The sequence below is a fragment of the Mycobacteriales bacterium genome, from assembly GCA_035533475.1.
In the GTDB taxonomy this organism is placed as follows: domain Bacteria; phylum Actinomycetota; class Actinomycetes; order DATLTS01; family DATLTS01; genus DATLTS01.
Genome location: DATLTS010000025.1, coordinates 77,089 through 103,328 on the forward strand (window position 1 = coordinate 77,089; position 26,240 = coordinate 103,328).

General features: G+C 72.9%; 24 protein-coding genes. 2 read left to right on the forward strand and 22 right to left on the reverse strand.

Translation table 11 applies throughout. The features are described from left to right. Positions 1–59: 59 nt before the first annotated feature. The 4 genes from VNG13_05270 to VNG13_05285 are packed head-to-tail and all read right to left on the reverse strand — an operon-like array spanning position 60 to position 3,026. On the reverse strand, positions 60–869 hold the full coding sequence (locus tag VNG13_05270) for a hypothetical protein (protein ID HVA59930.1): 810 nt from the start codon (positions 867–869) through the stop codon (positions 60–62). Further along, positions 866–1,771 (reverse strand): RluA family pseudouridine synthase, encoded by a 906-nt coding sequence (locus tag VNG13_05275; GenBank protein HVA59931.1) that lies wholly within the window; start codon positions 1,769–1,771, stop codon positions 866–868. The genes VNG13_05270 and VNG13_05275 overlap by 4 nt, the downstream gene beginning before the upstream one ends. Before the next feature lie 11 nt (positions 1,772–1,782). After that, entirely contained in the window at positions 1,783–2,379 is a 597-nt protein-coding gene (gene lspA / locus VNG13_05280) for a signal peptidase II (GenBank protein HVA59932.1), read from the reverse strand. After that, positions 2,352–3,026, reverse strand: a complete 675-nt coding sequence (locus VNG13_05285; GenBank protein ID HVA59933.1) for a TraR/DksA C4-type zinc finger protein — start codon at positions 3,024–3,026, stop codon at positions 2,352–2,354. Before VNG13_05285 ends, lspA begins: the two co-directional genes overlap by 28 nt. A 378-nt stretch (positions 3,027–3,404) precedes the next feature. Here VNG13_05285 and ileS point away from each other — a divergent pair, with 378 nt between their 5' ends. Next, positions 3,405–6,572, forward strand: a complete 3,168-nt coding sequence (gene ileS, locus VNG13_05290; protein HVA59934.1) for an isoleucine--tRNA ligase — start codon at positions 3,405–3,407, stop codon at positions 6,570–6,572. Positions 6,573–6,688: 116 nt separating this feature from the next. Next, entirely contained in the window at positions 6,689–7,153 is a 465-nt protein-coding gene (locus tag VNG13_05295) for a hypothetical protein (protein HVA59935.1), read from the forward strand. 6 nt (positions 7,154–7,159) lie between these two features. Here VNG13_05295 and VNG13_05300 read toward each other — a convergent pair whose 3' ends face one another. From VNG13_05300 to rsmH, 18 genes are all read right to left on the reverse strand, one after another. Next, positions 7,160–7,990: a hypothetical protein gene (locus VNG13_05300; GenBank protein HVA59936.1), complete on the reverse strand. Its 831-nt coding sequence runs from the start codon at positions 7,988–7,990 to the stop codon at positions 7,160–7,162. A gap of 81 nt (positions 7,991–8,071) precedes the next feature. Further along, on the reverse strand, positions 8,072–8,875 hold the full coding sequence (locus tag VNG13_05305) for a DivIVA domain-containing protein (GenBank protein ID HVA59937.1): 804 nt from the start codon (positions 8,873–8,875) through the stop codon (positions 8,072–8,074). 37 nt (positions 8,876–8,912) lie between these two features. Next, positions 8,913–9,197 carry a YggT family protein gene (locus VNG13_05310; protein ID HVA59938.1) on the reverse strand — a complete coding sequence of 95 codons (285 nt, stop codon included), beginning with the start codon at positions 9,195–9,197 and terminating at the stop codon, positions 8,913–8,915. Between the two features lie 33 nt (positions 9,198–9,230). Beyond that, positions 9,231–9,722: a cell division protein SepF gene (gene sepF / locus VNG13_05315; protein ID HVA59939.1), complete on the reverse strand. Its 492-nt coding sequence runs from the start codon at positions 9,720–9,722 to the stop codon at positions 9,231–9,233. Between the two features lie 57 nt (positions 9,723–9,779). Next, positions 9,780–10,475 carry a YggS family pyridoxal phosphate-dependent enzyme gene (locus tag VNG13_05320; protein ID HVA59940.1) on the reverse strand — a complete coding sequence of 232 codons (696 nt, stop codon included), beginning with the start codon at positions 10,473–10,475 and terminating at the stop codon, positions 9,780–9,782. After that, entirely contained in the window at positions 10,472–11,179 is a 708-nt protein-coding gene (gene pgeF / locus VNG13_05325) for a peptidoglycan editing factor PgeF (protein HVA59941.1), read from the reverse strand. Before pgeF ends, VNG13_05320 begins: the two co-directional genes overlap by 4 nt. 5 nt (positions 11,180–11,184) lie before the next feature. After that, positions 11,185–12,369, reverse strand: a complete 1,185-nt coding sequence (gene ftsZ / locus VNG13_05330; GenBank protein ID HVA59942.1) for a cell division protein FtsZ — start codon at positions 12,367–12,369, stop codon at positions 11,185–11,187. 314 nt (positions 12,370–12,683) lie between these two features. After that, complete coding sequence (gene murB, locus VNG13_05335) at positions 12,684–13,652, reverse strand: UDP-N-acetylmuramate dehydrogenase (GenBank protein HVA59943.1); 969 nt, start codon at positions 13,650–13,652, stop codon at positions 12,684–12,686. Then, positions 13,649–15,052 carry a UDP-N-acetylmuramate--L-alanine ligase gene (gene murC / locus VNG13_05340; protein HVA59944.1) on the reverse strand — a complete coding sequence of 468 codons (1,404 nt, stop codon included), beginning with the start codon at positions 15,050–15,052 and terminating at the stop codon, positions 13,649–13,651. The genes murB and murC overlap by 4 nt, the downstream gene beginning before the upstream one ends. Next, the gene (murG, locus tag VNG13_05345; protein HVA59945.1) at positions 15,049–16,143 is read right to left on the reverse strand and encodes an undecaprenyldiphospho-muramoylpentapeptide beta-N-acetylglucosaminyltransferase; all 1,095 of its coding nucleotides are present in this window, start codon (positions 16,141–16,143) and stop codon (positions 15,049–15,051) included. The genes murC and murG overlap by 4 nt, the downstream gene beginning before the upstream one ends. 29 nt (positions 16,144–16,172) lie before the next feature. Further along, positions 16,173–17,363 (reverse strand): putative lipid II flippase FtsW, encoded by a 1,191-nt coding sequence (gene ftsW, locus VNG13_05350; protein ID HVA59946.1) that lies wholly within the window; start codon positions 17,361–17,363, stop codon positions 16,173–16,175. Continuing rightward, the gene (gene murD, locus VNG13_05355; protein HVA59947.1) at positions 17,360–18,742 is read right to left on the reverse strand and encodes a UDP-N-acetylmuramoyl-L-alanine--D-glutamate ligase; all 1,383 of its coding nucleotides are present in this window, start codon (positions 18,740–18,742) and stop codon (positions 17,360–17,362) included. The genes ftsW and murD overlap by 4 nt, the downstream gene beginning before the upstream one ends. After that, positions 18,739–19,815 carry a phospho-N-acetylmuramoyl-pentapeptide-transferase gene (gene mraY, locus VNG13_05360; protein ID HVA59948.1) on the reverse strand — a complete coding sequence of 359 codons (1,077 nt, stop codon included), beginning with the start codon at positions 19,813–19,815 and terminating at the stop codon, positions 18,739–18,741. The genes murD and mraY overlap by 4 nt, the downstream gene beginning before the upstream one ends. Beyond that, entirely contained in the window at positions 19,812–21,200 is a 1,389-nt protein-coding gene (murF, locus tag VNG13_05365) for a UDP-N-acetylmuramoyl-tripeptide--D-alanyl-D-alanine ligase (protein ID HVA59949.1), read from the reverse strand. The genes mraY and murF overlap by 4 nt, the downstream gene beginning before the upstream one ends. After that, positions 21,197–22,774, reverse strand: coding sequence for a UDP-N-acetylmuramoyl-L-alanyl-D-glutamate--2,6-diaminopimelate ligase (locus VNG13_05370; GenBank protein HVA59950.1), 1,578 nt, complete (start codon positions 22,772–22,774; stop codon positions 21,197–21,199). The genes murF and VNG13_05370 overlap by 4 nt, the downstream gene beginning before the upstream one ends. A gap of 48 nt (positions 22,775–22,822) precedes the next feature. Beyond that, on the reverse strand, positions 22,823–24,628 hold the full coding sequence (locus VNG13_05375) for a penicillin-binding protein 2 (GenBank protein ID HVA59951.1): 1,806 nt from the start codon (positions 24,626–24,628) through the stop codon (positions 22,823–22,825). Next, a complete protein-coding gene (locus tag VNG13_05380) occupies positions 24,625–25,137 on the reverse strand; it encodes a hypothetical protein (protein HVA59952.1) in 513 nt (170 codons plus the stop codon). Before VNG13_05380 ends, VNG13_05375 begins: the two co-directional genes overlap by 4 nt. Continuing rightward, positions 25,134–26,096: a 16S rRNA (cytosine(1402)-N(4))-methyltransferase RsmH gene (gene rsmH / locus VNG13_05385; GenBank protein ID HVA59953.1), complete on the reverse strand. Its 963-nt coding sequence runs from the start codon at positions 26,094–26,096 to the stop codon at positions 25,134–25,136. The genes VNG13_05380 and rsmH overlap by 4 nt, the downstream gene beginning before the upstream one ends. Positions 26,097–26,240: the final 144 nt, after the last annotated feature.

Below are 26,240 nucleotides of genomic sequence, written 5' to 3' on the forward strand. Positions count from 1 at the left end.
CCGGGGACAGTCTCCGGCGTGTCGCCGAGTCCGCGGTGACCCGGCGTGTCGCCGGCGACCTACGGCACGGTGCGCACGTCCGGGGTCACCCCGTCCGCCGGGAAGGCCCCGTTGATCTCCGGCAGGATCGGCTGGAAGCCGATGTCGGCGAAGGTGGCGGACGGGGGGGCTGGATCGACGACCCGCACGCCGGCCCCACCGGCCAGCTCCGCAAGCCGCCCCACCGGCCCGAACGCCGCAAGGGCATAGATGCAGGTGCAGGCGGGGCCGATCCCGTGGGCCTCCGCGAGCAGTGCCCGCACGCTGAGCCGCAGCGCCGCACGGGACGGTTCCGTGCTCCCCGGCGCGTTGATCTCCGCCGCCGTGTAGCGCGCCAGGGCAGCGGCCCGGGCCGAGATCCCCTCGAGATCGATCGGCAACTCGCTCAGCGAGTTCACCTGGATCGGATGCACCTCGGTGGGCAGGCCGGGCACATGCACCCGGACGTAGATCAGCTGGACCCGCAATCCGCGAGTCTGAGCGAGCAGCCATGAGGGCGACTCGTAGCTGCTGAGATCGATCAGAGCGTACGTCGAGGCGGCCGGAGCGCTGGCCAACAGCGCGCGGAGCCGACCCGAGGCGGCCTGCGCGTAGTTCCCCACGGACTCTCCGGTGACCGGTCCCACGAAGGCGTTCACCAGTTCGGTCCTCGGCACGGCCGGGGGAGACGCGCGACTCGCCGTGACCGCCCCGAAAGCCGCCAGCACCGCGATCGCCGAGCCGCCCACGAGCCATCGACGGCTGGGCCAGCGAACGCCGAGCACCCGCCGCAACCGGAACGCGACCCAGGGGACGACCCGCTCGTCGAGCGCCGCCAGACGCCCGGTCACGACTCAGCCCGGACCTTCGCCAGCGCCGCCGCGAGATCGGTCGGCCAGGGGCTGGTGAACTCGAGCGGGCGTCGGTCCCGCGGGTGCGCGAAACGGAGCCGCGAGGCGTGCAGCCACTGCCGGGTGAGGCCGAGTCGAGCGGCCAGCTTGGGATCCGCCCCGTACGTGGCATCCCCCACGCACGGATGGCGCACCGCGGCCAGATGCACCCGGATCTGGTGGGTCCGTCCCGTCTCGAGCCGAACGTCGAGCAGCGATGCCGCCCGGAACGCCTCCACCGTCTCGTAGTGGGTGACGCTTGGCCTGCCACCCGCAACGACGGCGAACTTGTAATCATGGTTGGGGTGCCGATCGATCGGGGCATCGATCGTCCCGGACAACGGATCCGGGTGACCCTGGACGAGGGCGCCGTAACGCTTGTCGACGGTCCGCTCGCGAAACGCCGTTTTCAGCTCGCGGTAGGCGAGCTCGCTCTTCGCCACCACCATGAGGCCCGTCGTGCCCACATCGAGCCGGTGCACGACGCCCTGCCGCTCGGCCGGGCCCGACGTCGCCAATAGGTACCCGGCGGCGGCCAGGCCCGAGGTGACGGCCGGACCCGTCCAGCCCGGACTGGCGTGCGCAGCCACGCCCACCGGCTTGTCCACGACAACCAGGTCCGCGTCGTCATAGACCACCACGAGCCCGGCCACCGGCTCCGCTGCCCGCGGCGCCACGGCGTCGGGAAGATCGATCTCGAGCCAGGACCCGCCCAGCACCGGGTCCGACTTCGCCCGCGCCGCCCCGTCGACCCACACGTCCCCGGCCGCCACGAGGCCGGCGGCGGTCGTTCTCGACAGGCCGAACATCCGGGCGAGGGCCGCGTCGAGCCGAACCCCGTCGAGCCCGTCGGGAACCGGCAGGCTGCGCCGGCTCACCGCTCGGGCCCCCCCGGTTGCGCCCGTCTGGAGGGGACGGTCCGGGTGCCGTCGAGGCCGACGCCGCGCATGGCCAGCAGCACGGCGAGCGCGCCGCCGACCACGATTGCGCTATCCGCGAGATTGAAGACCGGCCAGTGCGGCAACTGGATCCAGTCGACGACGTGTCCTCGAAGCGGACCGGGAGCCCGGAACAGCCGATCGCCCAGATTGCCCGTAGCCCCACCGAGGAGCAACCCCAGGACCACCGCCCAGGGAACCGACCGGAGCCGCCGGGCGGTGCGCAGAATGGCAACGATCACCGCGACGGCGATCACCGAGAAAAGCAGGGTGGCGCCAGTCCCGATGCTGAACGCCGCGCCGGCGTTTCTCGTCTCGGTGAGCGTGAGGAATCCATCGAGCAACCGGATCGGAGGCCTGTTGGACAGGGCGGCGACCACCAGGGACTTGCTCACGACATCGGCGGCGAGCACGCTCGCAGCGACGGCCGAAAGCAGCCACACCCGTCGGTGCCGCCCCCGACCGGCGCCGTCAGCTGACTGGTCTCCGTCGACGACGGGACCGGTCAGCGGCGTTCCTCGCGTTGCTTGCATGTCACGCATAGCGTCGCACGGGGAAACGCCTGCAGGCGCGCCTTGCCGATCGGGTTACCACAGTTCTCGCACACACCGTAGGTGCCATTGTCGAGCATCTGCAACGCCCGCTCGACCTGCGCGAGCAGGTCCCTACTGTTGTTGGCGAGCGAGAGTTCATGCTCCCGCTCGAAGGTCTTCGTGCCAGCGTCGGCCTGATCGTCACCCGCCCCTTCGCCGGTGTCGCGCTGCAGGGTGGCCCAGGACGACTCCGCGTCGGAGATCTCCCCGCGCAGCACCGCCGCCTGCTGGTCGAGCTCAGCGCGGATCTGGGAGAGCTCCTTCGCAGTCCAGGCCTTCTCGGTCGGCAGGACGGCGGGGGCTACGCCCGCCCGGGCGTTCGAGGGTTTGGCGCTCGGCCGTGGGGGCGGCGCCTTCTTGACCGGGGCTACCTTCTTGACCGGGGCTACCTTCTTGACCGGGGCCGCCTTCTTGACCGGGGCCGCCTTCTTCGCGGGGGCTACCTTCTTGACCGGGGCTACCTTCTTCGCGGGGGCCGCCTTCTTGACCGGGGCCGCCTTCTTCGCCGGCGCCCGAGCGGCCGTTTGCTCGCGCCGCGGAGCGACCAGCTGACGGATCCGCCCGCTGATACCCCGTTGTGCGGCCATCGTCCTCGCTCCTCTGCGACCGGACCAGCTCGCGATCTTGAGGGTCGCAGGATAGGACTCCAATCCGGCTGCGGCAACGCGGCTCGCCGCTCGATCCCGCACCTTTGGCCTCGGGCCCGCTAGGCTGGGCCGGTACAGGCGCTGACGGGGACGAGTACCGCCGAATGCGGCCAACAGCGACCCGGGGACGGTGCGAGCCCGGGGGCATGCGCGGCGGGAACATCACCCCCGAGCCGTCGGAAGAACGGGCCCCGGCCCTACTAGACCCGGCAGCAGGCAATGAAGCGGGGTCGCCTCGGTGACCTAAGAAGGGTGGTACCGCGGGCCCCCGGGCTCGTCCCTTCGCCGGCTGAGCACGAGCTGACGACGGAGGACGAGATGACCGGGTTGCGACCGCTGCCGGCGCAGGTCGACCTGCCCGCCTTGGAGCGTGACGTCCTCCAGCGGTGGCAGGACCGGGAGGTCTTCTCCCGGTCGCTCGACCAGACCAGGGACGGACCGCTCTGGTCGTTCTACGAGGGACCCCCCACCGCGAACGGGAAGCCGGGCACACATCACGTCGAGGCCCGGGTGTTCAAGGACCTGTTCCCCCGGTTCAAGACGATGAAGGGCTGGCACGTCCCACGTCGGGCCGGGTGGGATTGCCACGGGCTGCCCGTGGAGCTCGAGGTCGAGAAGGAGCTGGGCTTCTCCGGGAAACAGGACATCGAGGCCTACGGGGTCGGCGAGTTCAACGCCCGCTGCCGGGAGTCGGTGCAACGCCACGTCGACGAATTCGCCCGGATGACCCGTCGAATGGGTTACTGGGTGGACTTCGGCGACGCGTATTGGACGATGCACTCGTCCTACGTGGAGAGCGTCTGGTGGTCCCTCCAGCGCATTTTCGACGCGGGGCTGCTCGTGCAGGACCACCGGGTGACGCCGTACTGCCCAAGGTGCGGCACCGGCCTGTCCGACCATGAGGTCGCCCAGGGCTACCTCACGGTCGTCGATCCGTCGGTCTACGTCCGTTTCCCGGTGACGAGCGGACCCCTTGCGGAGATCGGGGCCAACCTGCTGGTGTGGACGACGACGCCATGGACGCTGGTGAGCAACACTGCGGTCGCGGTCCATCCCGAGGTCACCTACCTGGTTGCCCGACGCGGGCATGAGGTCCTGGTCGTCGCCGAGCCGCTCGCCGAACGAGTGCTGGGACCCGTGGAGGTGCTCGACCGGGTATCCGGTTCCGAGCTCGAGCACACTAGGTATGACCCGCCGTTCACGATCCTGGACATCCCGGGGGCGCACTACGTCGGGCTCGCGGACTACGTCACCGTCGAGGACGGCACCGGTCTCGTCCACCAGGCGCCGGCCTTCGGCGCCGAGGACCTCGCGGTCGCCCGCCGGTACGGACTGCCGGTCGTGAACCCGATCAGGTCAGACGGACATTTCGAGCCAGAACTTCAGCTGGTCGGCGGGATGTTCTTCAAGGCCGCCGATCCGACGCTCCTCGCGGATCTTTCGGCGCGGGGCCGACTGTTCCGCGAGGAGAGCTACGAGCACAGCTATCCCCACTGCTGGCGCTGTGACACGCGGCTGCTGTACTACGCGCTCCCCTCCTGGTACATCCGCACCACGGAGATCAAGGAGCGGCTGCTCGCCGAGAATGAGCGCACCAATTGGTACCCGGAGACGATCAAGCACGGGCGGTACGGCGACTGGCTCGAGAACAACGTGGATTGGGCCCTATCCCGGGACCGCTACTGGGGAACCCCGCTCCCGATCTGGCGTTGCCCGGATGGTCACCTGCGATGCGTCGGATCGCTGGCGGAACTGGGTGAACTCGCCGGGCGCGATCTCGCCGACCTCGATCCGCACCGGCCCTACGTCGACGAGGTGACCCTTCCGTGCCCCGACTGCGGCGAGACAGCGGTCCGGGTCGCCGGGGTCATCGACTGTTGGTACGACTCGGGATCGATGCCGTTCGCCCAGTTCGGCTACCCGCACCGGGGGCAGGCGGAGTTCGCGGGGAGCTATCCGGCTCAGTTCATCGCCGAGGCGCTCGACCAGACCCGCGGCTGGTTCTACACCCTGATGGCCATCGGGACCTTGGTCTTCGACCGATCGTCCTACGAGACCGTGCTCTGCCTCGGCATCATCCTCGCGGAGGACGGCCGGAGGATGAGCAAGCACCTCGGCAACATCCTCGACCCGTTCGCGCTGTTCGAGCGGCATGGGGCGGACGCGGTCCGCTGGTACATGCTCTGCGGCGGCTCACCGTGGTCGGCCCGGCGGATCGGCGACCACACCCTCGAGGAGGTGGTCCGCAAGGTCCTGCTCACGTACTGGAACACCGTGGCCTTCCTCGCGCTATACGCGTCGGCGGCCGGTCAGGACCCGACCCGGCCGGAGGCTCGGGCCTGGAGCCCGTCCGACTCGGCCGGCGCTCCGCGGCCAGCCGACCGCCCGCTGCTCGATCGGTGGGCGCTCGCGGAGCTCCAGGCCACCGTGGCCGAGGTGGACGCCGCGCTCGAGCAGTTCGACACCGCGCGGGCCGGACGCCGGCTGGCACAGTTCATCGACGACCTCTCGAACTGGTACGTACGGCGGGCGCGCCGCCGGTTCTGGGACGGCCCAGGCACGGCGGACGGCGCGGCCGCCTTCGCAACCCTGCACACCTGCCTCGAGACCCTGAGCCGCCTGCTCGCCCCGTTCATCCCGTTCCTCACCGACTATCTCTGGGACGTCCTCGCCGTCCCGGACGGGCCCGACTCGGTGCACCTGGCCAAGTGGCCGGTCCCCGACGCGGCACTCGCGGATGCCGGGTTGACCGAGCAAATGGCACTGGTCAGGCGCCTGGTCGAGCTCGGCCGGGCGGCACGGGCCGATTCGGGGCAGGGAATTCGGCAACCGCTTGCCCGGGCCCTGGTCGCGGCCGGTGGCTGGGCCGATCTGGCCCCCGACCTGCAGGCACTGCTCGCCGAGGAGCTCAACGTCGTCGAGGTCACCTCCCTCGCCGGGGAAGGCGAACTCGTCAGCCGCACCATCAAGCCGAACTTCCGCTCACTCGGGCGCCGGTTCGGCCCCCGCACGCCCGCGGTGGCGGCCGCGGTCGCCGCCGAGGACCCGGGGAGCCTGGCGACGCGGCTGCGCGACACCGGGTCGGCCACGATCGACGTGGAGGGAGCTTCGGTTCACGTCGAACCCGACGACGTCGTCATCACCGAGGCGCCCCGGGCCGGCTGGGCCGTCGCCTCCGCGGCCGGAGAAACGATCGCCCTCGACCTCGCCCTCACCCCCGAGCTCATCCGGGCCGGAACGGTTCGCAAATTCGTCCGGCTGGTGCAGGAAGCACGCAAGGCCAGCGGGCTCGATGTCTCGGACCGGATCGAGCTGTGGTGGGCGGCCGATCCCGAGCCGGACGCCGCGGAGGCGCTCCGACACGGCGCATCGACCATCGCCCTGGAGGTGCTGGCGGTGTCGGTCACCGAAGGGCCGCCGACCGCCCCACTCTCGATGCACGACGCGGCCGAGCTCGGGGTGCGGTTCTGGCTCCGTTCGGTCTGACCCGGGCAGGAACCACCCGTTTGGCGGAGTCAAGTTCGGCATTCGCCGGTGCCGATGCTTCCGGTGGCGGCAGTTGGCTGCTCCGAGCGGAGCAGTGGAAGCCACGGGAGGACCACGTGACCCTGTCTTTGCTCAGCAAGCCACCGGCCAACCTCAAGCTGGCCGCCAACGTCGTGGCCATCCCCGCGCTGGCCAGCCAGATCCGGCCGGCTCTGGTCCTACCGGAGCGGCAGACCCGGGCGCTGCTCGATGCGGCAGCTCGCGAAGACGTCGGCGTCGGCGGGGTGTTCGCGGCCGGGCCGGCCGGGATCCAGGTCTGGAGCGGCCCATTCAACGGCATCGGCGGCACCAAAGGCGCGGCAATGCACCTCGGCTCCGTCGACTGGAGCTATGACACGCCGGTCCGGCACTACGCCACGATCTACCGCTGCATGGTGACCCAGGAGGGGATCGACCGGGGGGAAACGACCGCGTCGATCCTCGGCCGAGTGCTCGCGCTCACCGGTCTATCGGTCGAAGGCGACCGACTCCAGCTGGCTGTGCCCCCGCCCCGGGACCCGTTCCGTCGGCCCAGCGACTGACCCCGACTACGCCTGGCAGACCCCGCACGGCTCGTAACCCTGGCGTCGGGCGACCGCCTTCGTGAGTTCGACCGCGTCGACCGCACCCCGTACGTACCGGCAGTCGGCCTGGTGGAACTTGCCGCGGTCCGGGATCACCACCACCGTCGCCACCCGGCGGGCGGGCGCCGCCGCGGGCGCCTTCTTGGCCGGTGCCCGGGCCGGTGCCGTTGCTGGTGGCTTTGCCGGTGCTTTTGCGGGTGCCTTCGCGGGTGCCTTCGACACGGACTTCGCAGGTGCCTTCGCGGGTGCCTTCGACACGGACTTCGCAGGTGCCTTGACCCGAGCTTTCCCGGGAACCCGGCCCCTCGACGGGACCGCCGGTGCGACGGCAACCGGTTCGTCGACCTCGTCGTCGGAGTCCGGACGACAGATCCCACACGACTGGTAGCCCTCGGCGCGCGCTGCCTCGACGGTAGTCGACTCGCTCGGTCGGCCGGAAAGGAATCGGCAGCCCGCCGCGTGGTACCGGGGCCGGCCCGGGATTACGAACACCTCGCCCTCGCTCGGCACCGCCGGGATTACCCGGGTGATCTCCTCGACCGGCGTGAAGGTACTCACCGTGGCGGGCTGCACCGGGGTCACCGGGGCAGTGGCGAGGCCGCCTGCCCGGCGCTGGCGGACACCGAAGAACAGGCCGCCTACCCGGCGCTGGCGGACACCGAGGAACAGGAACAGGAACGACACCAGGCTGACCCCGATCGAGGCGTAGATCAGCGCCAGCCCGCCGCTGAGGATGAGCCCCAAGACAAGAAGCACCAGCGCGACCAGGCAGAGCGCGCCGCTGATGACGATCAATTCGACTCCCAAGGGGGGCGGACGGACACCGCGGGCATCCTATTCAGACCACCGGACGGACAGCCGGGCGTGCGGCGGACGTCAGCGCAGCGGCGGGTCCTCGTGGCGCTCATCGATGTCCGTCGTGTCCGTGGTGGACGGCCCGGCTTCCCGCGGCGGCCCGGCCTGCGGCGGGGCAGTGAACGGGCCCCGCGCGGGCGGGAGCGGAGCCGGCGTCGGTGGCGCGGCGGCCGGGGCTGGCGGGGCGGTCGTCGGTAACGTGGCCGGTGGGGCGGCCGGTGGCTGCGCACCGAACGGCCCGGGCGGTCCCCCGGCCGGCGGCGACGGCTCGACCACCCGAGTCTCCAGGTCGCGGAGCTGGGACTCGAGATAGGCACGCAGCCGGGTGCGGTACTCGCGCTCGAAGTTGCGCAGCCCCTCGACCTGGGCAGCGAGCTCCGCGCGCTGGCGGGACAGCCCAGCCAGCTCAGCGGCCGACCGGTCCCGGGCCTCCCGCTCCACAGTCGCGGCCCCAGCGCGCGCCTGGCCAATGATCTGCTCGGCCTCCGCCCGCGCCTGCGCGACCGCCTCGTCGGCGGTGCGCTGGGCCAGCAGCAGGGTGCGCAGGGCGGCCTCCTGCCCCGTTTGGTCGGCGGTGGCGGCGGGGGGCGGCGTAACCACCGGCGGGGGCGGGGGCGCCGGAGGGGGCGGCCCGGCGGCCGGAGGGCCGGCGGGCTGGGGACCGGCCGCGAGTCTGGCCCGCAGATCGGAGTTCTCGGTGGTGAGGCGCCGCAACTCGGCTTCGACCTCGTCGAGGAACGCGTCGACTTCGTCCTCGTCGTAACCCTTGGCGAACCGGGTCTCGGAGAAGCGCTTGTTCTGAACGTCCTCAGCCGTCAACGGCATGGCTCACACCTCGGTTCGAACGAAGGAACGCTCGGCCTCACAATGGCCCGCCGAGCACCTGGATGACGATAACGATCACGGCAAACACGACAAGGAAAGCGAGGTCCAGGGCGATCGAACCGATCCGCAGCGGCGGGAGCACCCGGCGCAACGCGCGCAAGGGAGGGTCCGTCGCCGAGTAGACGAGCTCGAGCCCGGCGGCGGTCGCCCCGTGCGGGCGCCAGTCCCGGGCCAGAGTCTGGGTCCAGTCCGCGACGAATCGGGCGATGAGGAGCAGCAGGAAAAGGTAGAGCACGCCGAGGACGACGTCGATGGCGATCACAGCTGGACCTCCACGACCCGGACCGCCGGGCCGTCAACTCTGATTGAAGAAACCGCCTTCGGCGATCCGGGCCTTGTCCTCGGCGGTCACCTCGACGTTTGCCGGGCTGAGCAGAAACACCTTGTTGGTGATCCGCTCGATGCTTCCCCGGAGCCCGAAGATGAGCCCGGCAGCGAAGTCGACGAGCCGCTTGGCGTCACCGTCGTCCATCTCGGTCAGGTTCATGATCACAGGGGTGCCCTCACGGTAGTGCTCCCCGATCGTGCGGGCCTCGTTGTAGGTGCGTGGGTGCAGGGTCGTGATCCGGTACAGCTCCCGCGGATCGGCCGCCCCGGGTGGGCTGTACCGGGTAGTCGTCGCGGGCTCCTCGAGCCGACGAACGCCGGAACGCGCCGTCTCGTCCGCCCGCGGGCGGCGCGGGGCCACCGGCGCCTCCTGGTAATCGTCGGCGTCGGCGTACTCGTCCGGGTCCTCGTCCTCGACGAGTCCCAGATACACCGCCATCTTGCGCATCGCGCCGGCCATTGCCGCCCTCCTGCTTCGCCGCGGTCGGTGCGGCGACCGCTTTCCTCGTAGCGGAGGCTACCCGACCTTCGGCGTGCGAACGCCGAGCAACGCCGTGCCGATCCGCAGATGTGTCGCGCCCGCGGCAACCGCCGACTCGAGGTCGCTGCTCATCCCCGCCGAGATCATCCGCGCCGCCGGATGATCCACGCGCACCCGGGCGGCGAGTTCCGCAAGCCGGGCGAAGGCGGCCGCCGGGTCGGCGCCGAGCGGAGCCACCGCCATCACGCCGCCCAGCTCGAGACCGTCCGCGGCGGCGACCGCGTCGGCGAGCGCCGAAACCCCATCCGGCGAGATCCCACCCCGACCCGGGGTGTCGTCGAGGGCCACCTGGACCAGCCCGGTGACGTTCCGGCCGCATGCGCGGGCGCCCGCCGCCAGGAACCCGACCAACGACTCCCGGTCGATCGAGTGGACGACGTCGCTGTAGCCCGCGACGGATCGGCACTTGTTGGTCTGGAGCCGGCCGACGAAGTGCCAGCGCAGGCCGAGCCCCCCGAGCTCGGCCCACTTCGCGCGAGCTTCCCGGTCGCGGTTCTCCCCGACGTCACCGACGCCGAGTTCAGCCAGCAGCCGCAGGTCGCTCGACGGGAACCCCTTGGTCACCGCCACCAGCGTGACCTCCGCGCCCGGGCGACCGGCCGCCGCGCACGCCGCATCGATCCGCGCCCGCAGGGCCGCGAGCCGGGCGGCGAGCTCGGGCCGCCGGGTCAAGGCGCCAGCCGGACGAGTCCGGCGAACCGGCCGGTGACACCGTCCCGACGGTAGGAATACAGCTCCGCACATTCGACCGTGCAGCGCCGGTCGTGCCGCACCGTGTCGACGCCGGCACCCACCAGCTGGGCGTGCAGCCCGGCCCGCAGGTCGACGGCCGGCCGGCCCTGCCGGGTGCGGGCCGCCGCGGCCGGCACCAGCAGTGCCACCACGGCGGCGAGATCCGCCGACACTTCGTAGCAGCAGCCTCCGATCGCCGGCCCGATCAGCGCCTCGATCCGATCCGGCGTCGCACCGCGGCCGACCATGGCCGCGACCGCGGCCGGCACCACGCCCGCCACCAGCCCGCGCCGACCCGCGTGGACGGCGGCGACGGTTCCGGCCGTCCGGTCGGCCAGCAGGACCGGGGCACAGTCGGCGACGAGGACGGTCAGCCACAGCCCGGGCGTGGCGGTGACCAACGCGTCGACCCCGGGAACCGGCCCGGCCACCGGACGGTCGAGGACCGCGACGTCGGCACCGTGGCGCTGGCCCATCCAGGCGAACGTCGAGATCGGGCTGGCCTGGCGCACCGCCAGCCGCCGACGATTCTCCGCGACCGCGGCCGGTCCGTCGCCGACGCCGTCACCGAGGTTGAGTTCGGCGTAGGGCTCGACGCTGACGCCGCCGCGGCGGTCGGTGAACTCGAGCTGGACCTCGCCCAAGCGGACTATTTCAGGAAGTCCGGGACGTCGAGGTCGTCGCTGTCGTCGAAGACGATCGTCCGGCGGGGGGCCGACCGGGTTCCGCCGGCCGGGCGGGCGGCGGCCGGCTGGGGCGTGGCGGCCGGCGGGGGTGCCGCGGGGCGGCCGACCGGCGGCTCCACCCGGGTGAGGTCGAGCTCCTGATCGAGCTCGGGCGGCGGCGGCGGGGCGATCCGGCGGATCGGCTCCCGGCGCTGCTGGGTGGTCCCGGCATCGAAACCGGCCGCGATCACCGTGACCCGGACCTCGTCGCCGAGCGCGTCGTCGATGACCGCGCCGAAGATGATGTTCGCGTCCGGGTGCGCCGAGTCGGCGATCAGCTGCGCGGCCTCGTTGATCTCGAACAAGCCGAGGTCCGAGCCTCCGGAGATGTTCATCAGCACACCGTGGGCACCGTCGACGCTGGCCTCGAGCAACGGGCTGGCGATCGCCATCTCGGCGGCCGACGCAGCCCGGTCGTCGCCCCGGGCCGAGCCGATCCCCATCAGCGCGGACCCGGCGCCGGACATGACCGACTTGACGTCGGCGAAGTCGAGGTTGATCAGGCCTGGGGTGGTGATCAGATCGGTGATCCCCTGCACGCCGGAGAGCAGGACCTGGTCGGCGGACCGGAAGGCCTCGAGCACGCTGACCTGCCGGTCGCTGATCGAGAGCAGCCGTTCGTTCGGGATGACGATGAGCGTGTCGACCTCGTCCCGCAGGTCGGTTATGCCGCGCTCGGCCTGGCTGGCCCGGCGCTTGCCCTCGAACTGGAATGGCCGGGTGACGACGCCGATGGTCAGGGCGCCGATGGACTTGGCGATGTTGGCCACGACCGGGGCGCCCCCGGTACCGGTCCCGCCGCCCTCCCCCGCGGTGACGAAGACCATGTCGGCGCCCTTGAGGACCTCCTCGATCTCCTCTCGGTGGTCCTCGGAGGCCTGCCGGCCCACCTCGGGGTCGGACCCGGCGCCGAGCCCGCGGGTGAGCTCCCGGCCGATGTCGAGCTTGACGTCGGCGTCACTCATCAGCAATGCCTGGGCGTCGGTGTTGATCGCGATGAACTCGACCCCCTTGAGGCCGACCTCGATCATGCGATTGACGGCGTTGACGCCACCGCCCCCGATGCCGACGACCTTGATCACGGCCAGATAGTTCTGCGGTGCTGCCACGGATGCAGACCTCTCGGATGCCTCGGGCCGGTGCCGGGCGCGCGCCACCGGCCGAACGGTGCGGGGGACTTCTCGCCGGGGCCGGTGGCGCGGGGAAGGCGCCACCGACTTCGGCGAGAGGGTGTCGGACCGGCCGATTTCGACCCTTCCGACCCTCACCCTCAGGTAGATACTTATAGTTATGTCAACGTGAGGGCTGGGGCGGACCATAGGGGGATCTGGCCAGCCGGGTCAAGGCCGTCCCGGGTGAATTCCCTGCGTGTCGGCAGAATTCGGACGCTTAGTCTCCAGCTGTCGCAGGGTCGAGCTGAGCTTCAGGGGCCGGCGAGGCCCCCGAAATCCCCGACCGCCCGCACCTCGGGGCGCAACTCGGGCCCCCCGGCCTCGCGGACCGCCCGCTGAACCCGGACCAGCAGGCCCAGCACGTCGGCGGCCCGGGTTCCGGGATCGACGACGATGAAGTTCGCGTGCCTGTCGGAGATCTGGGCGCCCCCGACCCGCAGCCCCTTGAGCCCGGCCGCCTCGATGAGGCGCCCGGCCGAGTCCCCCGGCGGATTGGTGAAGGTCGAGCCGCACGAACGCGCCCGCAATGGCTGTGTGTGGCGGCGCCAGGCTCGGTGATCGGCCAGCCGCTGCCCGATGGCCACCGGGTCGTCCGGCCGGAGCCGGAACTCGGCGGCGGTGACGACGGTCCGGGGCGGCAGCGCCGACCGTCGGTACCCGAGGCCCAGCTCGGCGGCAGCGACCCGGCGCGGGTGGGGCTGCTCGGGGCTGGCCAGGTCGGCCCCGGCGAGCACGTCGGCGACCTCACCGGAGTGCGCACCGGCGTTCATCCGAACCGATCCGCCGACGCTCGCGGGAATCGCGGCGGCGAACTCGAGGCCGGTCAGCCCCGACCGGGCGGTCCAGGCGGCCAGTTGCGGCATCGCCACCCCCGCGCCGACCTCGATCCGGTCGCCCTCGCGGTGGCGGCGGGTGAAGCCGCGGCCGAGCCGCAACGCCAATCCTGGGAACCCGGCGTCGGCGACCAGCAGGTTCGACCCCTTGCCGAGGACGAGCATCGGGACCGCCGACTCCGGGCTGGGGGCGAGCAGCTCCAGGATCCGGGTCAGCGCGGCCTGGTCGACCGGCTCGACGAACACGGCGGCCGCCCCGCCGACCCCGAACGTGGTGAGCGGCCCGAGCGGGCGGGCGGTCTGCACCGCCAGCCCGGCGGCGGTGAGGCGGGCGGCCAGGTCTGCGACCGCCGCCGGGTCGGCCGGCGGCGACCAGACGAAGCTCACGGCGCGGGACGCAGCACGTCGAGGATCTCCGGGCCGATCATGGTGACGTCCCCGGCACCGAGGGTGAGAACGAGATCGCCGGGCCGGACCAGCCCGGCGACCCGGCCCGGCACCGCCGACCAGGACGGCTCGTAGTGAACCGCATCGGCGGCGAGCGGGACGGCGCCGGCGACCAGCGCCCCGGTCACCCCGGGGATCGGGTCCTCACCGGCCGCGTAGACCTCCATAACGACAACGACGTCGGCGAGCGCCAGGGCGGCCCCCAGCGCGGTCGCGAACCCGGCGGTCCGGGTATAGCGGTGCGGCTGGAAGACGGCGACGACTCGACCGTCCCCCCCGACGACCTGGCGGGCCGCGGTCAGCACCGCCCGGATCTTCGTCGGATGGTGGGCGTAGTCGTCGACGACCCGGATCCCACCAACCCATCCCTTCGTCTCGAACCTGCGCCGGGCGCCGGTGAACCCGGCCAGCCCGGCGGCCAGCTCGGCGAACGGCGCGCCGAGCTCGAGCCCGGCGGTCAGCGCCGCGACGGCGTTGCTCGCGTTGTGCCGACCCGGGACGACGAGCTGCACGGTCCCGAGCCGGCGCCCGATGGCGATGACCTCGAACCTGGCTCGCTCGCCCTCCAGGCGCAACCCGTCGACCCGCACCGCGGCGTCATCCGCCCAGCCGTAGCTCACCACCCGACGGCCGGCGGCCGTCGCCGCGGCAGCGACCCGCCGCGCCCCGACGTCGTCGGCGCAGGTCACGACGAAGCCGTCCGTCGAGACCCGGGCAACGAACTCGGCGAACGCCTCTTCGACCGCGGCCGCCGTGCCGTAGTGGTCGAGGTGGTCGGCCTCGACGTTGGTGACGACGGCGGCGAACGGGGAGAGCAGGAGGAACGAGCCGTCACTCTCGTCGGCTTCGGCCACGAACAGGTCACCACCGCCGTGGTGGGCGTTGGAGCCTGGTTCGTTGAGGTCTCCGCCGATGGCGAACGAGGGATCGAGCCCGCAATGTTGCAACCCGACGGTCAGCATCGACGTTGTCGTCGTCTTCCCCGCGGTGCCGGCGATCGCGATCCCCCGCCGGCCGGCCATCACCGCGGCCAGCGCCGCGGCCCGGGGCAGCACCAGCAGCTCGCGGCGGCGAGCCTCGATCAGCTCCGGGTTGTCCGCCCGGATCGCACTCGAGACGACGACCGTGTCCGCCGTGTCGACCCAGTCCGGGTCGTGCCCGACGTGGACCTGTGCCCCGAGCGCCCGCAGCGCGGCCAACCCGCGGGAATCCTTGGCGTCGCTGCCGGAAACCTGGGCGCCACGGGCCAGCAGGATCCGGGCGATGCCGCTCATCCCGGCGCCGCCGATCCCGATGAAGTGCACCCGACCGAGCGGCGCCGGACCGGACGGCGCGCTCACTGGTGCGTCCCGGCGCTGAGCACGAGATCCGCCAGCGCCTCGTCGCCGTCGCGGCGACCGAACCGGGCCGCCGCCGAGCTCATGCCGGCCAGCCGTCCCGGGTCGGTCAGCAGCGGCAGCAGGGTCTCGGTGATCCACGTGGCGTCCAGCCGGGCGTCGTCGACGAGCAGGCCACCCCCGGCGGCCACCACGGGTTCGGCGTTGCGGCGCTGCTCGCCGTTTCCGATCGGAAGCGGAACGTACGCGGCGGGCAGACCCACCGCCGCCAGCTCGGCGCAGGTCATGGCGCCGCCCCGGCACAGCGCGAGGTCGGCTGCGGCGTAGGCGAGCTCCATCCGGTCGAGGTAGGGCAACACGACGTAGCGCGGGATGGGCGGCCGGCCGGCGATCGCCGCCTCCGTCGAGGCCGCGTGCGCCGCGCCGGTGAGGTGCAGCACCTGGACCCCGGCCCCGGCGAGCCCCGCGGCGGCCCCCACCACGGCTTCGTTGACCCGTCTGGCGCCCTGCGAGCCGCCGAACACGAGCAGCACCGGGGCGCCCAGCGCGAGACCCAGGGTCAGCCGGGCGGCGTCGCGACCGGTCGAACGGTCGAGGGTCGCGATCGGCCGGCGCAGCGGCATGCCGACGAAGGTGGCGTGCGGAAGCCGGGCCCCCGCCGCCGCGGTCGCGACGTGCCGGGTCAGCCGGGCTCCGACCCGGTTGGCCAACCCGGGGCGGACGTTCGCCTCGTGCACGACGATCGGGACCCGCCGCCGCCGTGCGGCCAGGTAGGCGGGCAGCGCGGCGTAACCCCCGAAGCCGACCACCACGTCGGCTCGCGGGCGGTCGAGCACCCGCCCGGCCGCGCGGACGGCTCGGACCAGTCGCGCCGGCACCGTCGCCAGGGCGGGGGTGAGCCGGCGGGGCAGCGGGACCGGCGGGATGAGCTCCAGCGGGTATCCGCGGGCCGGCACCAGCCGGCTCTCCAATCCACGCTCGGTGCCGATCACGACGATCGAGACGTCAGGGCGCCGTCGGCGCAACGCGTCCGCGGTCGCCAGCGCGGGCTCGATGTGTCCGGCCGTGCCACCGCCGGCGATGACCACCCGCATCGCCGGGACGCCACCGGGCGACCCGGGGCTCACCGGCCGCGGCGGCGGGCGGCGAGCAGGGCCACGGCGTCCGGCTCGCGGCGGGCGAACGAGGCGAGCATGCCGACCGCGAACATGGTGGGCACGAGCGAGGATCCGCCGAAGCTCACCATCGGCAGGGGGATGCCGGTGACCGGGAGCAGCCCGGTGACGAAGCCGATGTTCACCAGGGCCTGGGAGACCAGCCAGGCGGTGATCCCGGCGGCGGCCAGCCGGGTGAACGGGTCGGTGTTGCGCAACGCGATCCGCAGCCCGGCGTAGCCGAGCATCGCGAACAGGGCGAGGACCGAGCAGGCGCCGATCAGGCCGAGCTCCTCGCCGATGACCGCGTAGATGTAGTCGGTGTACTGGTTGGGCAGGTAGAACCATTTCTCCCGGCTGGCGCCCAGCCCGAGGCCCCACCATCCGCCCGAGGACAACGCGTAGAGACCCTGCACCGCCTGATAGCCGCTGCCCTGCGGGTCGCGGAACGGGTCGGTGAAACTGGTCAGCCGGGCCAGCCGGTATGGCGCCGCGGCGGCGAGCACGCCGAGCCCGCCGCCGAGCGCCAACCCGGTGCCGCCGAACAGCGCGAGCGGAGCTCCGGCCACCCAGAGCAGGGCACAGGTGACGGTGACGAGAACGATCGTCGTCCCCATGTCCGGTTCGACCATGACCAGCCCGGCGAGGAGCAGCGTGATGGGCAGCAACGGGACCAGCAGGTGCCGCCACTGGCCGAGCAACCTGTCCTTGCGGGCCAGCAGGTCCGCCCCCCACAGCAGCAGCGCGAGCTTCGTGGGTTCGCTCGGCTGGAGCTGGAAGCCGCCGGGCAGCGTGATCCAGCGCCGGGCCCCGTTCACGCTGGCCCCCACCCCGGGGACGAGGACCGCGACGAGCAGCACGACGGACAGGGCGAGCATCGGGTATCCGAGCCATCGGTAGGCCTTGACCGGCAGCCGCATCGCGACCAGCAGGGCCGGGATCCCGATCACGACCCAGAGCGCCTGCTTCTTCACGACCGCGAACGACGAACCGGACGTCGCGAACGAGGTGACGCTCGATGCGGACAGGACCATGACGAGCCCGAGGATCACGAGCAGGGCACAGCTACCTAGCACCAGGTGATAGTCGGCAAGCGGGCGGTCCAGCCAGGCGAGGGTCCGGGTCCGGCGGCCGGGCCCGGCGACGGCAGCGGCGCTCACCGGCGACGAGCCGCCAGTGCGACCACGGCAGCCACGAACGCCTCGCCCCGCTCGGCGTAGTCGCGGAACATGTCCATGCTCGCGGCGGCCGGCGCCAACAGCACCGTGGTACCCGGAGTGGCCAACCGGGCAGCCGATGTCACGGCCTCGTCCATGGCCCCAGTGTCGGTCCTCGCGACCTCGACGACCGGCACCTGCGGCGCGTGTCGCGTGAGTGCCTCGAGCACCGCGCCGCGGTCGACGCCGACGACGACGGCACCCGCCAGCCGGTCGGCGGCGGCTCGCACGGCCGGCGTCAGGTCCGCCCCCTTGAGCAGCCCACCGACGATCCAGACCACGCGGGTATGGGCGGTGATACTCGCCGTCGCGGCATGCGGGTTGGTCGCCTTCGAGTCGTCGACGTAGGCGACCCCGTCGACGGTCGCGACAACGTCACCGCGATGCGGCTCGAGGCGCAGCCCGGCCAGCCCCCGGGCGACGGCGTCCGCCTCGACACCCCGGCTGCGCGCCAGGCCGGCCGCGGCCAGGGCGTTCGCCAGATGATGCGGGCCGGACGGCCGGACGTCCTCGACCCGGGCGAGCAGCGCAGCTTCGGCGAACGCCCGGTCGACGAGATACCCATCTTCAACGCCAAGCTCCCCCTCCCGCGGACGACCGAGCGTCACCGCCACCGTCCGCCCGGCCACGTCGGCCAAACGCGCAGCCACCTCCGGGTCGTCCCGGTTGCCCAGCGCGAGCCCCCCTGCCCAGATCTTGAGCTTGTCCGCGGTGTACGCGGCGAAGCTGCCGTGCCAATCGAGGTGGTCCTGGGCGAGGTTGAGCAGGGCCCCGGCCGCGCAGGCCAACGACACCGACCAGTGCAGCTGGAAGCTCGACAGCTCGGCGACGACGACCTCGGGCGCCGGCTCGGTGAGCACCGCGTCCACGAGCGGGGTTCCGACGTTGCCGGCGGCGACCACCCGCCGCCCGGCGGCGCCCAGCATCGCGGCGGCCATCCGGGTAGTGGTCGTCTTGCCGTTGGTTCCGGTGATGGCGAGCCAGGGCGCCGCCCCCGGCGGGCGCAACCGCCAGGCCAGCTCGACCTCACCGATCACCTCGACGCCGGACCGGAGGGCGGCGGTGAGCAACGGCTGATCCGGGCGCCAGCCGGGTGACGTGACGACGAGGTCGACCCGGTCCGGCAGCACCGTCGCATCGCCGAGTCGGACCCGCACACCGGCCGCGGACAGCTCCGCCGCCGTGGCCCGCTGCTCGGCACCGTCGCGGGCGTCCACCGCGATGACGTCCGCGCCGAGCCGGGCCAAGGCGAGCGCCGCGGCCCGTCCGGAGACGCCGACCCCGCCGACGGCGACCAGCCGCCCCGCCGGGTCGAATCTCACCGCAACGGGCCGCGGGAAAGGAACTCGGCGTAGAAGACGCCCAGCCCGAAGGCGACGGCGAGGCCGGCGATGATCCAGAACCGGACGATGACCGTGTTCTCGTTCCAGCCGCCGAGCTCGAAATGGTGGTGCACCGGGGCCATGTTGAACACCCGCCGCCGGAAGCCGCGGAATGCCACCACCTGGATGATCACGGACAGCGTCTCCACGACGAACAGGCCGCCGAGGATGACGAGCAGCAACTCAGTGCGGGTGGTCATCGCCAGGCCGGCCAGCGTCCCGCCGAGCGCAAGCGACCCGGTGTCCCCCATGAACACGCGGGCCGGCGACGCGTTCCACCACAGGAAGCCGAAGCACGCCCCCATCGCCGCGGACGCGACCGTCGCCAGGTCGAGCGGGTCCCGCACGTGGTAACAGCCGGGGCCCGGCGCGCTCCCGCAGCCGTTCTTGAACTCCCAGAACGAGATGACCACGTAGGCCGCGAACACCATGACCGCCGCTCCCGACGCCAGCCCGTCGAGCCCGTCGGTGAGGTTCACGCCGTTCGATGTCGCCGAGACCATGAGGTACGCCCAGATGACGAACCCGACGGTGCCGAGTACCAGCCCCGGGTAGTCGCGGACGAAGGACAGGTGGCTCGACACCGGGGTCAGGTGAACCAGTCCCCCACCGGGAAAATGCAGCGCGAGCACGCCGAAGACGACGGCGACGACGGCCTGACCGACGAGCTTCGTCGTCTTGTTGAGCCCGAGGCTGCGCTGCTTGCGAATCTTGATGTAGTCGTCGAGAAAGCCGACCAGCCCGAGGCCGGTCATGAGGAACAGGACGAGCACCGCCGACGCGGTCGGTCCACTGAGCAGGACGAGATGGGCGACGGTGTAACCGGAGATCGTGGCGGCGATGATGACCGTGCCGCCCATCGTGGGGGTGCCGCGCTTCGTGTGGTGGCTGGTCGGGCCGTCCTCGCGGATCAGCTGGCCGTAGCCGCGCGAGCGGAAGAGCCGAATCGCCAGCGGCGTACCCACCAGCGAGACGATGAGCGAACCCATGGCCGCGACCAGGATGTCCCTCACGACAGGTTCTCCAGCGCGGCGGCGACCCGTTCCAACCCGACCCGCCGGGAGGCCTTGACCAGGACGACGTCGCCGGGACCCAGCTCGGCCGCGAGCAGGGTGGCCGCCTCGTCGGCGTCGGCCACCCGGATGCTCCGGCCACCGGCGGCGCGCGCCGCGGTGTCGATTCCGGCGGCTCCGTCCCCCACCGCGACGATCCGGTCTACGCCGAGCGCCACGGCCAGCCGGCCGACGTCCGCATGGGCCTGCGCGCCGTACGGGCCGAGTTCGAGCATCTCGCCGAGCACCGCCCATCCGCGTCGCTGCCCGGCGCCCTGGCCACGCAAATGCGTCAGCGTCGTCAACGCCGCTCGAACCGAGTCGGGGTTGGCGTTGTAGGCATCGTTGAGCAGAAGAATCCGTCGTGGCAACTCACGGAGCTCCATCCGCCAACGGCTGACCGGACGGGCGTCGGACAGCGCGGCGGCGATCGCGAGGAGCGGAAGGCCGAGGACGCCGGCCGCGGCTGCCGCGGCGAGCGCGTTGGGCACCTGGTGAGCGCCGACGTAGCCGAGTCGCACGGGGACCGGCGACCCGTCGCCGGAGCGCAACCCGAAGCCCGGTCGGCCGCACTCGTCGAGGGTCACCTTCCCCGCCCGCACCAGGGCGCCGGCGCCCAGCCCGAAGGTGACGACGCGCCCGGGGGCGCGGGCGGCCATCGCGGACACCAGCGGGTCGTCGGCGTTGAGAACGGCGGTCCCGTCTGCGGCGAGGCCCTCGACAAGCTCCGCCTTCGCGGTCGCGATCGCGTCCCGGCTGCCGAACTCGCCGACGTGGGCATCACCGACGTTGAGGACCACGGCCACATCCGGGCGGGCGATCCCGGTGAGGTAGCTGATGTGGCCCCGGCCGCGAGCGCTGTACTCCAGCACGAGGTAGCGGGTGTCCCCGTCCGCCGCGCACGCCGTGAGCGGCAGCCCGATCTCGTTGTTGAACGAGTCGCTGGCGGCCACCGTCGGACCGTCGGCGGCGAGGACCGCGGCCAGCAGATCCTTGGTGGTCGTCTTCCCACTCGAGCCGGTCACGCCGACGACGTGCAGCCCGGGCAACCGGCGCAGAACCTCCGCGGCCAGCCGACCGAGCCCCTCGACGACGTCGTCGACGACGACGGCCGGCCGGCCGAGCGGGGCAGCCGCGAGCACGGCGACGGCACCCGCGGCGAGCGCCGCCGGGGCGAAGTCGTGTCCGTCCACGCGGTCCCCGCGGACCGCCACGAACAGCGTGCCTGGTCCGGCCCGGCGGGAGTCGACGACCGGTGCCGCGGTGACCGCCGACGCGGGGTCCGCGCCGCCGTCGAGCCGACCGCCGACGGCATGCGCGACCTCGGCGAGGGTGAGCCGGATCACCCGGCACGCCCCGCGGTGGGGCAGCGGCTCGCCAGCGCGGCCCGCAGAACCGCCCGGTCGTCGAAGCCGTCGGTCCGGTCAGCGAACTCCTGACCGGTCTCATGGCCCTTGCCCGCGACGACCACCGCGTCGCCGGGCCCGGCGGCCGCCACCGCGAATCCGATCGCGGCCCGGCGGTCCGGTTCGACATGCACCCGGCCGCGATCCGCCGCGCCGACCAGCATGGCGTCGATGATCGCGCCCGGGTCCTCCGAGCGGGGGTTGTCGGAGGTGAACACCGCGAGGTCGGCCCCGGCGACGGCGGCGGCCCCCATCAACGGGCGTTTCCCCCGGTCCCGGTCACCGCCGCAACCGAGGACGACGACGATCCGACCGTCGATGACATCCCGGACCGCGGCGAGCAGCCGGGCCACCGCCACGGGGGTATGCGCGTAGTCGACGAGGGCCAGGAACGCCTGGCCCTCGTCGATCCGCTCCATCCGGCCGGGAACGCCTGACATCGCGGCTATCCCGGCCCGGGCGCGTTCGATCGGGACCCCGACCGTGGCCAGGGCGGCGAGGGCCAGGGTGGCGTTGGTGACGTTGAAGCCGCCGGCCAACCAAGTGCGGACCCGAAGGTCGACGCCGGGTCCGGGTGCCGGGCCGGGGCCGGTGAGCCGGAAGCTGCTCCCGGTCCGGGCGAGCTCGACTTCGGTGGCCTGCCAGTCGGCGTCGCCGCGGCCGTCAGCGGACACCGTGGCCACCCGCAGTTCGCCTTCGGCTCGCAGGGATCCCGCGAGGCGCGCGCCGGCCGGATCGTCGACGCCGACGACCGCGGCGCTGGTGAATCCGGGCGTGAACAGCCGGGCCTTCGCCGCGAAGTAGTCGTCCATCGACCGGTGGAAGTCCAGGTGGTCCTGCGACAGATTGGTGAACACCGCCGCCGCGAACCGGGTGCCGTCGACCCGGCGCAGCGCCAGCGCGTGGCTCGACACTTCCATGACCGCGGCGTCGACCCGCTGCCCGCGCATGACCGCGAAAGTGGCCTGGAGGTCGGTGGCTTCGGGGGTCGTCCGCACGCTGGGGGTCACCTCGTCGGCGATCCGGGTCTCGACGGTCCCGATCAGACCGGTCCGGTGTCCGGCGGCGCGCAGCCCCGCCTCGACGAGGTGGGCGGTCGTGGTCTTGCCGTTGGTCCCGGTGACCCCGATCAGGAGCAGGTCGTCGGCCGGCGCCCCGTAGGCCCAGCGCGCGACCGGTCCGAGCTGGGCGCGCGGGTCGGCGACGACGAGCACCGGGAGGCCGGTCGCGAGCGCGTCCGGTTCGCCGGCCGGGTCGGTGAGAACCGCAACCGCACCGGCCGCGGCCGCCGCCGCCGCGAAGGCCGCACCGTGCAGGCGAGCTCCGGGGAGTGCGGCGTACAGGTCGCCGGGGCGGACCCGCCGGGAATCGTGGGTGGCGCCACCGACCGTGACGTCGTCGAGGGCAGCGCCGGTGACCCGGGCGCCCCCGAGCAGCGGAAGGATCTCGCCGAGCGGGTGACGACCGACCGCCGACGGTCGGGGCGGCGGGGCTCCGGACTCCTCGGGGCGCACGATGGGGTCAGATTACCGGGAGTGCGCACCGCACCGGCGCACCGTGGATCACGGAAAGGTGAGCCGGACGACCGGGCGCGTGGTGCCGGTCGGCGGGATGCGCAGCGACTCGAGGGCGAAGCTCATGATGTCGTGGAAGATCGGGGCGGCCACGGTACCGCCGAAGTGGCCGTTTATCGGCTGCTGGAGGACGACCTCGACGACCAGCTGCGGATCGTTCGCCGGCGCGAATCCGACGAAGGAAGCGGTGTAACCGGAGTAGCCGCCGTGGCCGTTCGCCCGGTCCGCGGTACCGGTCTTGCCGGCCACCCGGTAGCCGGGGATCTGTGCCTCCGGCGCCGTGCCCTGCTCGGTGGTGACCGCCTCCAGCATGTCCGACATCTCGCGCGCGACGGCCGCGCTGATCACCCGGACCCGGGTGGGGGGCGGCGCCGGCACGAACTGCCCGGTCGCGCTGACGGTGCCCTTGAGGATGGTCGGGGTCACGCGCACCCCGCCGTTCGCCACGGTCGCGTACACGGACGCGACCTGCATCGCGGTCACCGAGACGCCCTGGCCGAAGGCGACCGTCGGCAGCGTCGTCCCCGACCAGGCGTCCAGCGCCGGCAGGAGGCCCCCGCTCTCCCCGGGGAGCCCAACGCCGGTCGGGCTGCCGTATCCGTAGGCCCGCAGGTAGCGGTAGAGCGTCGCCGGCCCGAGTTTCTGCGCCGTCTCGATGGTGCCGATGTTGCTGGACTCGGCGAGAACCCCGGTGAGGGTGAGGTGCTCCACCCCGTGCGGCTCGGCGTCGTGGAACACCTGTCCGGCCACCGTGATCGTCGGCGGCACGATCACCGGGCTGAGCGGCGTCGCGACGCCCTGCTCGAGCGCCGCCGACATCGTGATCACTTTGTTCACGCTGCCCGGCTCGTACACCTCACTGACCGCCGGGTCACCGAGGTCGGCCCCGGGCACCGCGGTCGGGGCGTTCGGATCGAACCCGGGGGCGGTGGCCAGAGCCAGGATCTGACCGGTGCGCGGATCCATGACGATGACCGACCCGCTGGACGCACCGATCCGCTTGACCTGAGCCGCGATGGCCCGCTGGGCCTCCCACTGGATGTCCCGGTCGATGGTCAGCTCGAGCGACGTCCCCGGCTGTGCCGGGACCAGCACGTCCTCCCCGGCCGGGATGATCCGACCATCGGCGCCGGTCTCTACCAGCTGGCTACCGTCGTGCCCGCGGAGCAGGCGGTCGTCCAGGTACTCGAGTCCGGCCAGGCCGACGCCGTCGACCCCGACGAAACCGAGCACGGACGCCGCAATCGGCCCGTCCGGATAGATCCGCCGGCTCGAGTCCAGCACCCCGATGCCCGGCAGGTTCAACGCCGTGACCGCCCGGCCGGCCGCGGGTGTGACACCCCGGGCCAGGTAGACGAAGTGTCCGAGCTCGTCGAGTCGCTGGGCGAGGATGGCAGCCGAGACGCCGAGCAGCGGGGCGAGCTCGGCGGCCATCGCCGGCACCTGGATCGTCGAGCCGGCCGCGCGCACCGTGTTCGGGTCGGCGTATACGTCGCGGGCGTCGACGCTCTGGGCGAGCAGGTGCCCGGAGCGGTCGAAGATGGGGGCCCGCAGGGCGGTGAGGGTGATCTGGCGGAGCCGCTGCTCCTGAGCCAGCCGGGCGAAGTGCGGTCCCTCGATCCCCTGCACCTGGACCAACCGGGCGGCCAGCAGGCCCACCACGAGCATCAGCACGCCGGTGGCGACCCGCAACCGCCGATCCGGCAGCCGGCGGGGCGCCCGGCTGCCCGGAGCGGGACGGCGGGGCGCCGGCACGCGACGCGTCGGCACGCGACGCGTCAGCTGCCGGCTCATCGGTGGGCGCTCTTTCGCGGTGCCTTGCGCACCGCCGGTTTCGCCGCTGCCCGCGGGGCCTTGGTCACGGGCGCCGCCTTCGCCGGCGCCGACTTGATCACCGCCGGCGGGGCGGGGGCGGCGACGATCTCGCCGAGCATCTGGCCGTCCCGCAACCGGACCCAGATCGGCGCACCCCCCGGGTCCATACCGAGCCGTTGGGCCGCCGCGGCCAGCGCGTCCGGAGCGGAGGCGGTGTCGACCTGGCCGGCCAGCGCCTGCTCCGCGTCGGCGAGTTGGCCGGCGCGGAGCTGGAGGTCCTGAATCCGGAAGGCGTCCTGGGCGGAGAGGGTGTTCAGCAGGAGCAGCCCGACCAGCCCGGCGCCGAGCAGCCCGACGACGAGCAGGACGAACGCCAGCCGGCCGGGCCGCTGCCCGGCCTGCGGGGTGGGAGCCGTGGGTACCAGGCGCAGCGGCGGTCGAGGCCGGGGGACGGAGGCAAGCTTCGGGTTGCGGACGGCGGTGGTCATGCCGCTGCCCGGATCCGCTCGGCGGCCCGGAGCCGCACCGAACTCGACCTCGGGTTGGCGGCGACCTCGTCGGCGGAGGCCCGCTCGGCGCCGCGGGTGAGCAGCCGCAGCCGGGGGTGGTCCTCCTCGCGGAGCACCGGCAGGTCGGGTGGCGCGGTGACCGAGGCCCCCGCGACGAACGTGCGCTTGACCATGCGGTCTTCCAGCGAGTGGTAGGCCAGCACGACGATCCGGCCGCCGACCCGAAGCGCGTCGACCGCCGCCGGAAGGGCCCGCTCGAGCGCCGCGAGCTCGGAGTTCACCTCGATCCGCAGCGCCTGGAAGGTCCGCTTCGCCGGGTTCCCGCCGGTCCGGCGGGCCGGCGCCGGAACCGCCTGCCGAACCAGTTCCACCAGCCGGGCCGAGGAGCGCAACGGCTCGCGTTCGCGCTCGCGAACGACCAGGCTCGCGATCCGTCGGGCGTAGCGCTCCTCGCCGTAGACCCGGAGCACCCGAGCCAGGTCGTCGGCCGAATACGTGGCCAGCACGTCCGCCGCGCTCGGGCCACGGGTCGGATCCATCCGCATGTCGAGAGCCGCGTCCCGTGCGTAGGAGAAACCCCGGTCCGCATCATCGAGCTGGAGGGAGGAGACCCCGAGGTCGAACAGCACGCCGTCGACGCGCGCAATGTCCATCCGGTCGAGGACCTCGGGTAGCTCGTCGTAAACGGCGTGGACCAGCGTCAGCCGGGCGGCGTGGGGGGCCAGCCGGCGCGAGCTCGCCTGGATCGCCGCCGGATCGCGATCCAGACCGACGAGGCGTAAACCGGGATGCCGATCGAGCAGCGCCTCGGCGTGCCCGCCGAGGCCGATCGTCGCGTCGACCAGGATCGCCGGGCGGTCGGCGACGGCCGGCTCGAGCAGCGCGACGACCCGGTCGAGCAGCACGGGAACGTGACCCGGCGACTCGTTGCTGTCCATCCCCTACCCTCTCCGGCGGCTGCTCTGGGACCCCGGCTCGCGCACCGGGGTGCGTCCTCCCGGCCGGCCGCGCCGCGGAGTCAGGTCCCCACCCGCATCCGAACCTGGCACCGGGGAAGGTGCGCCAGGGGCAAAGGCGGGGGG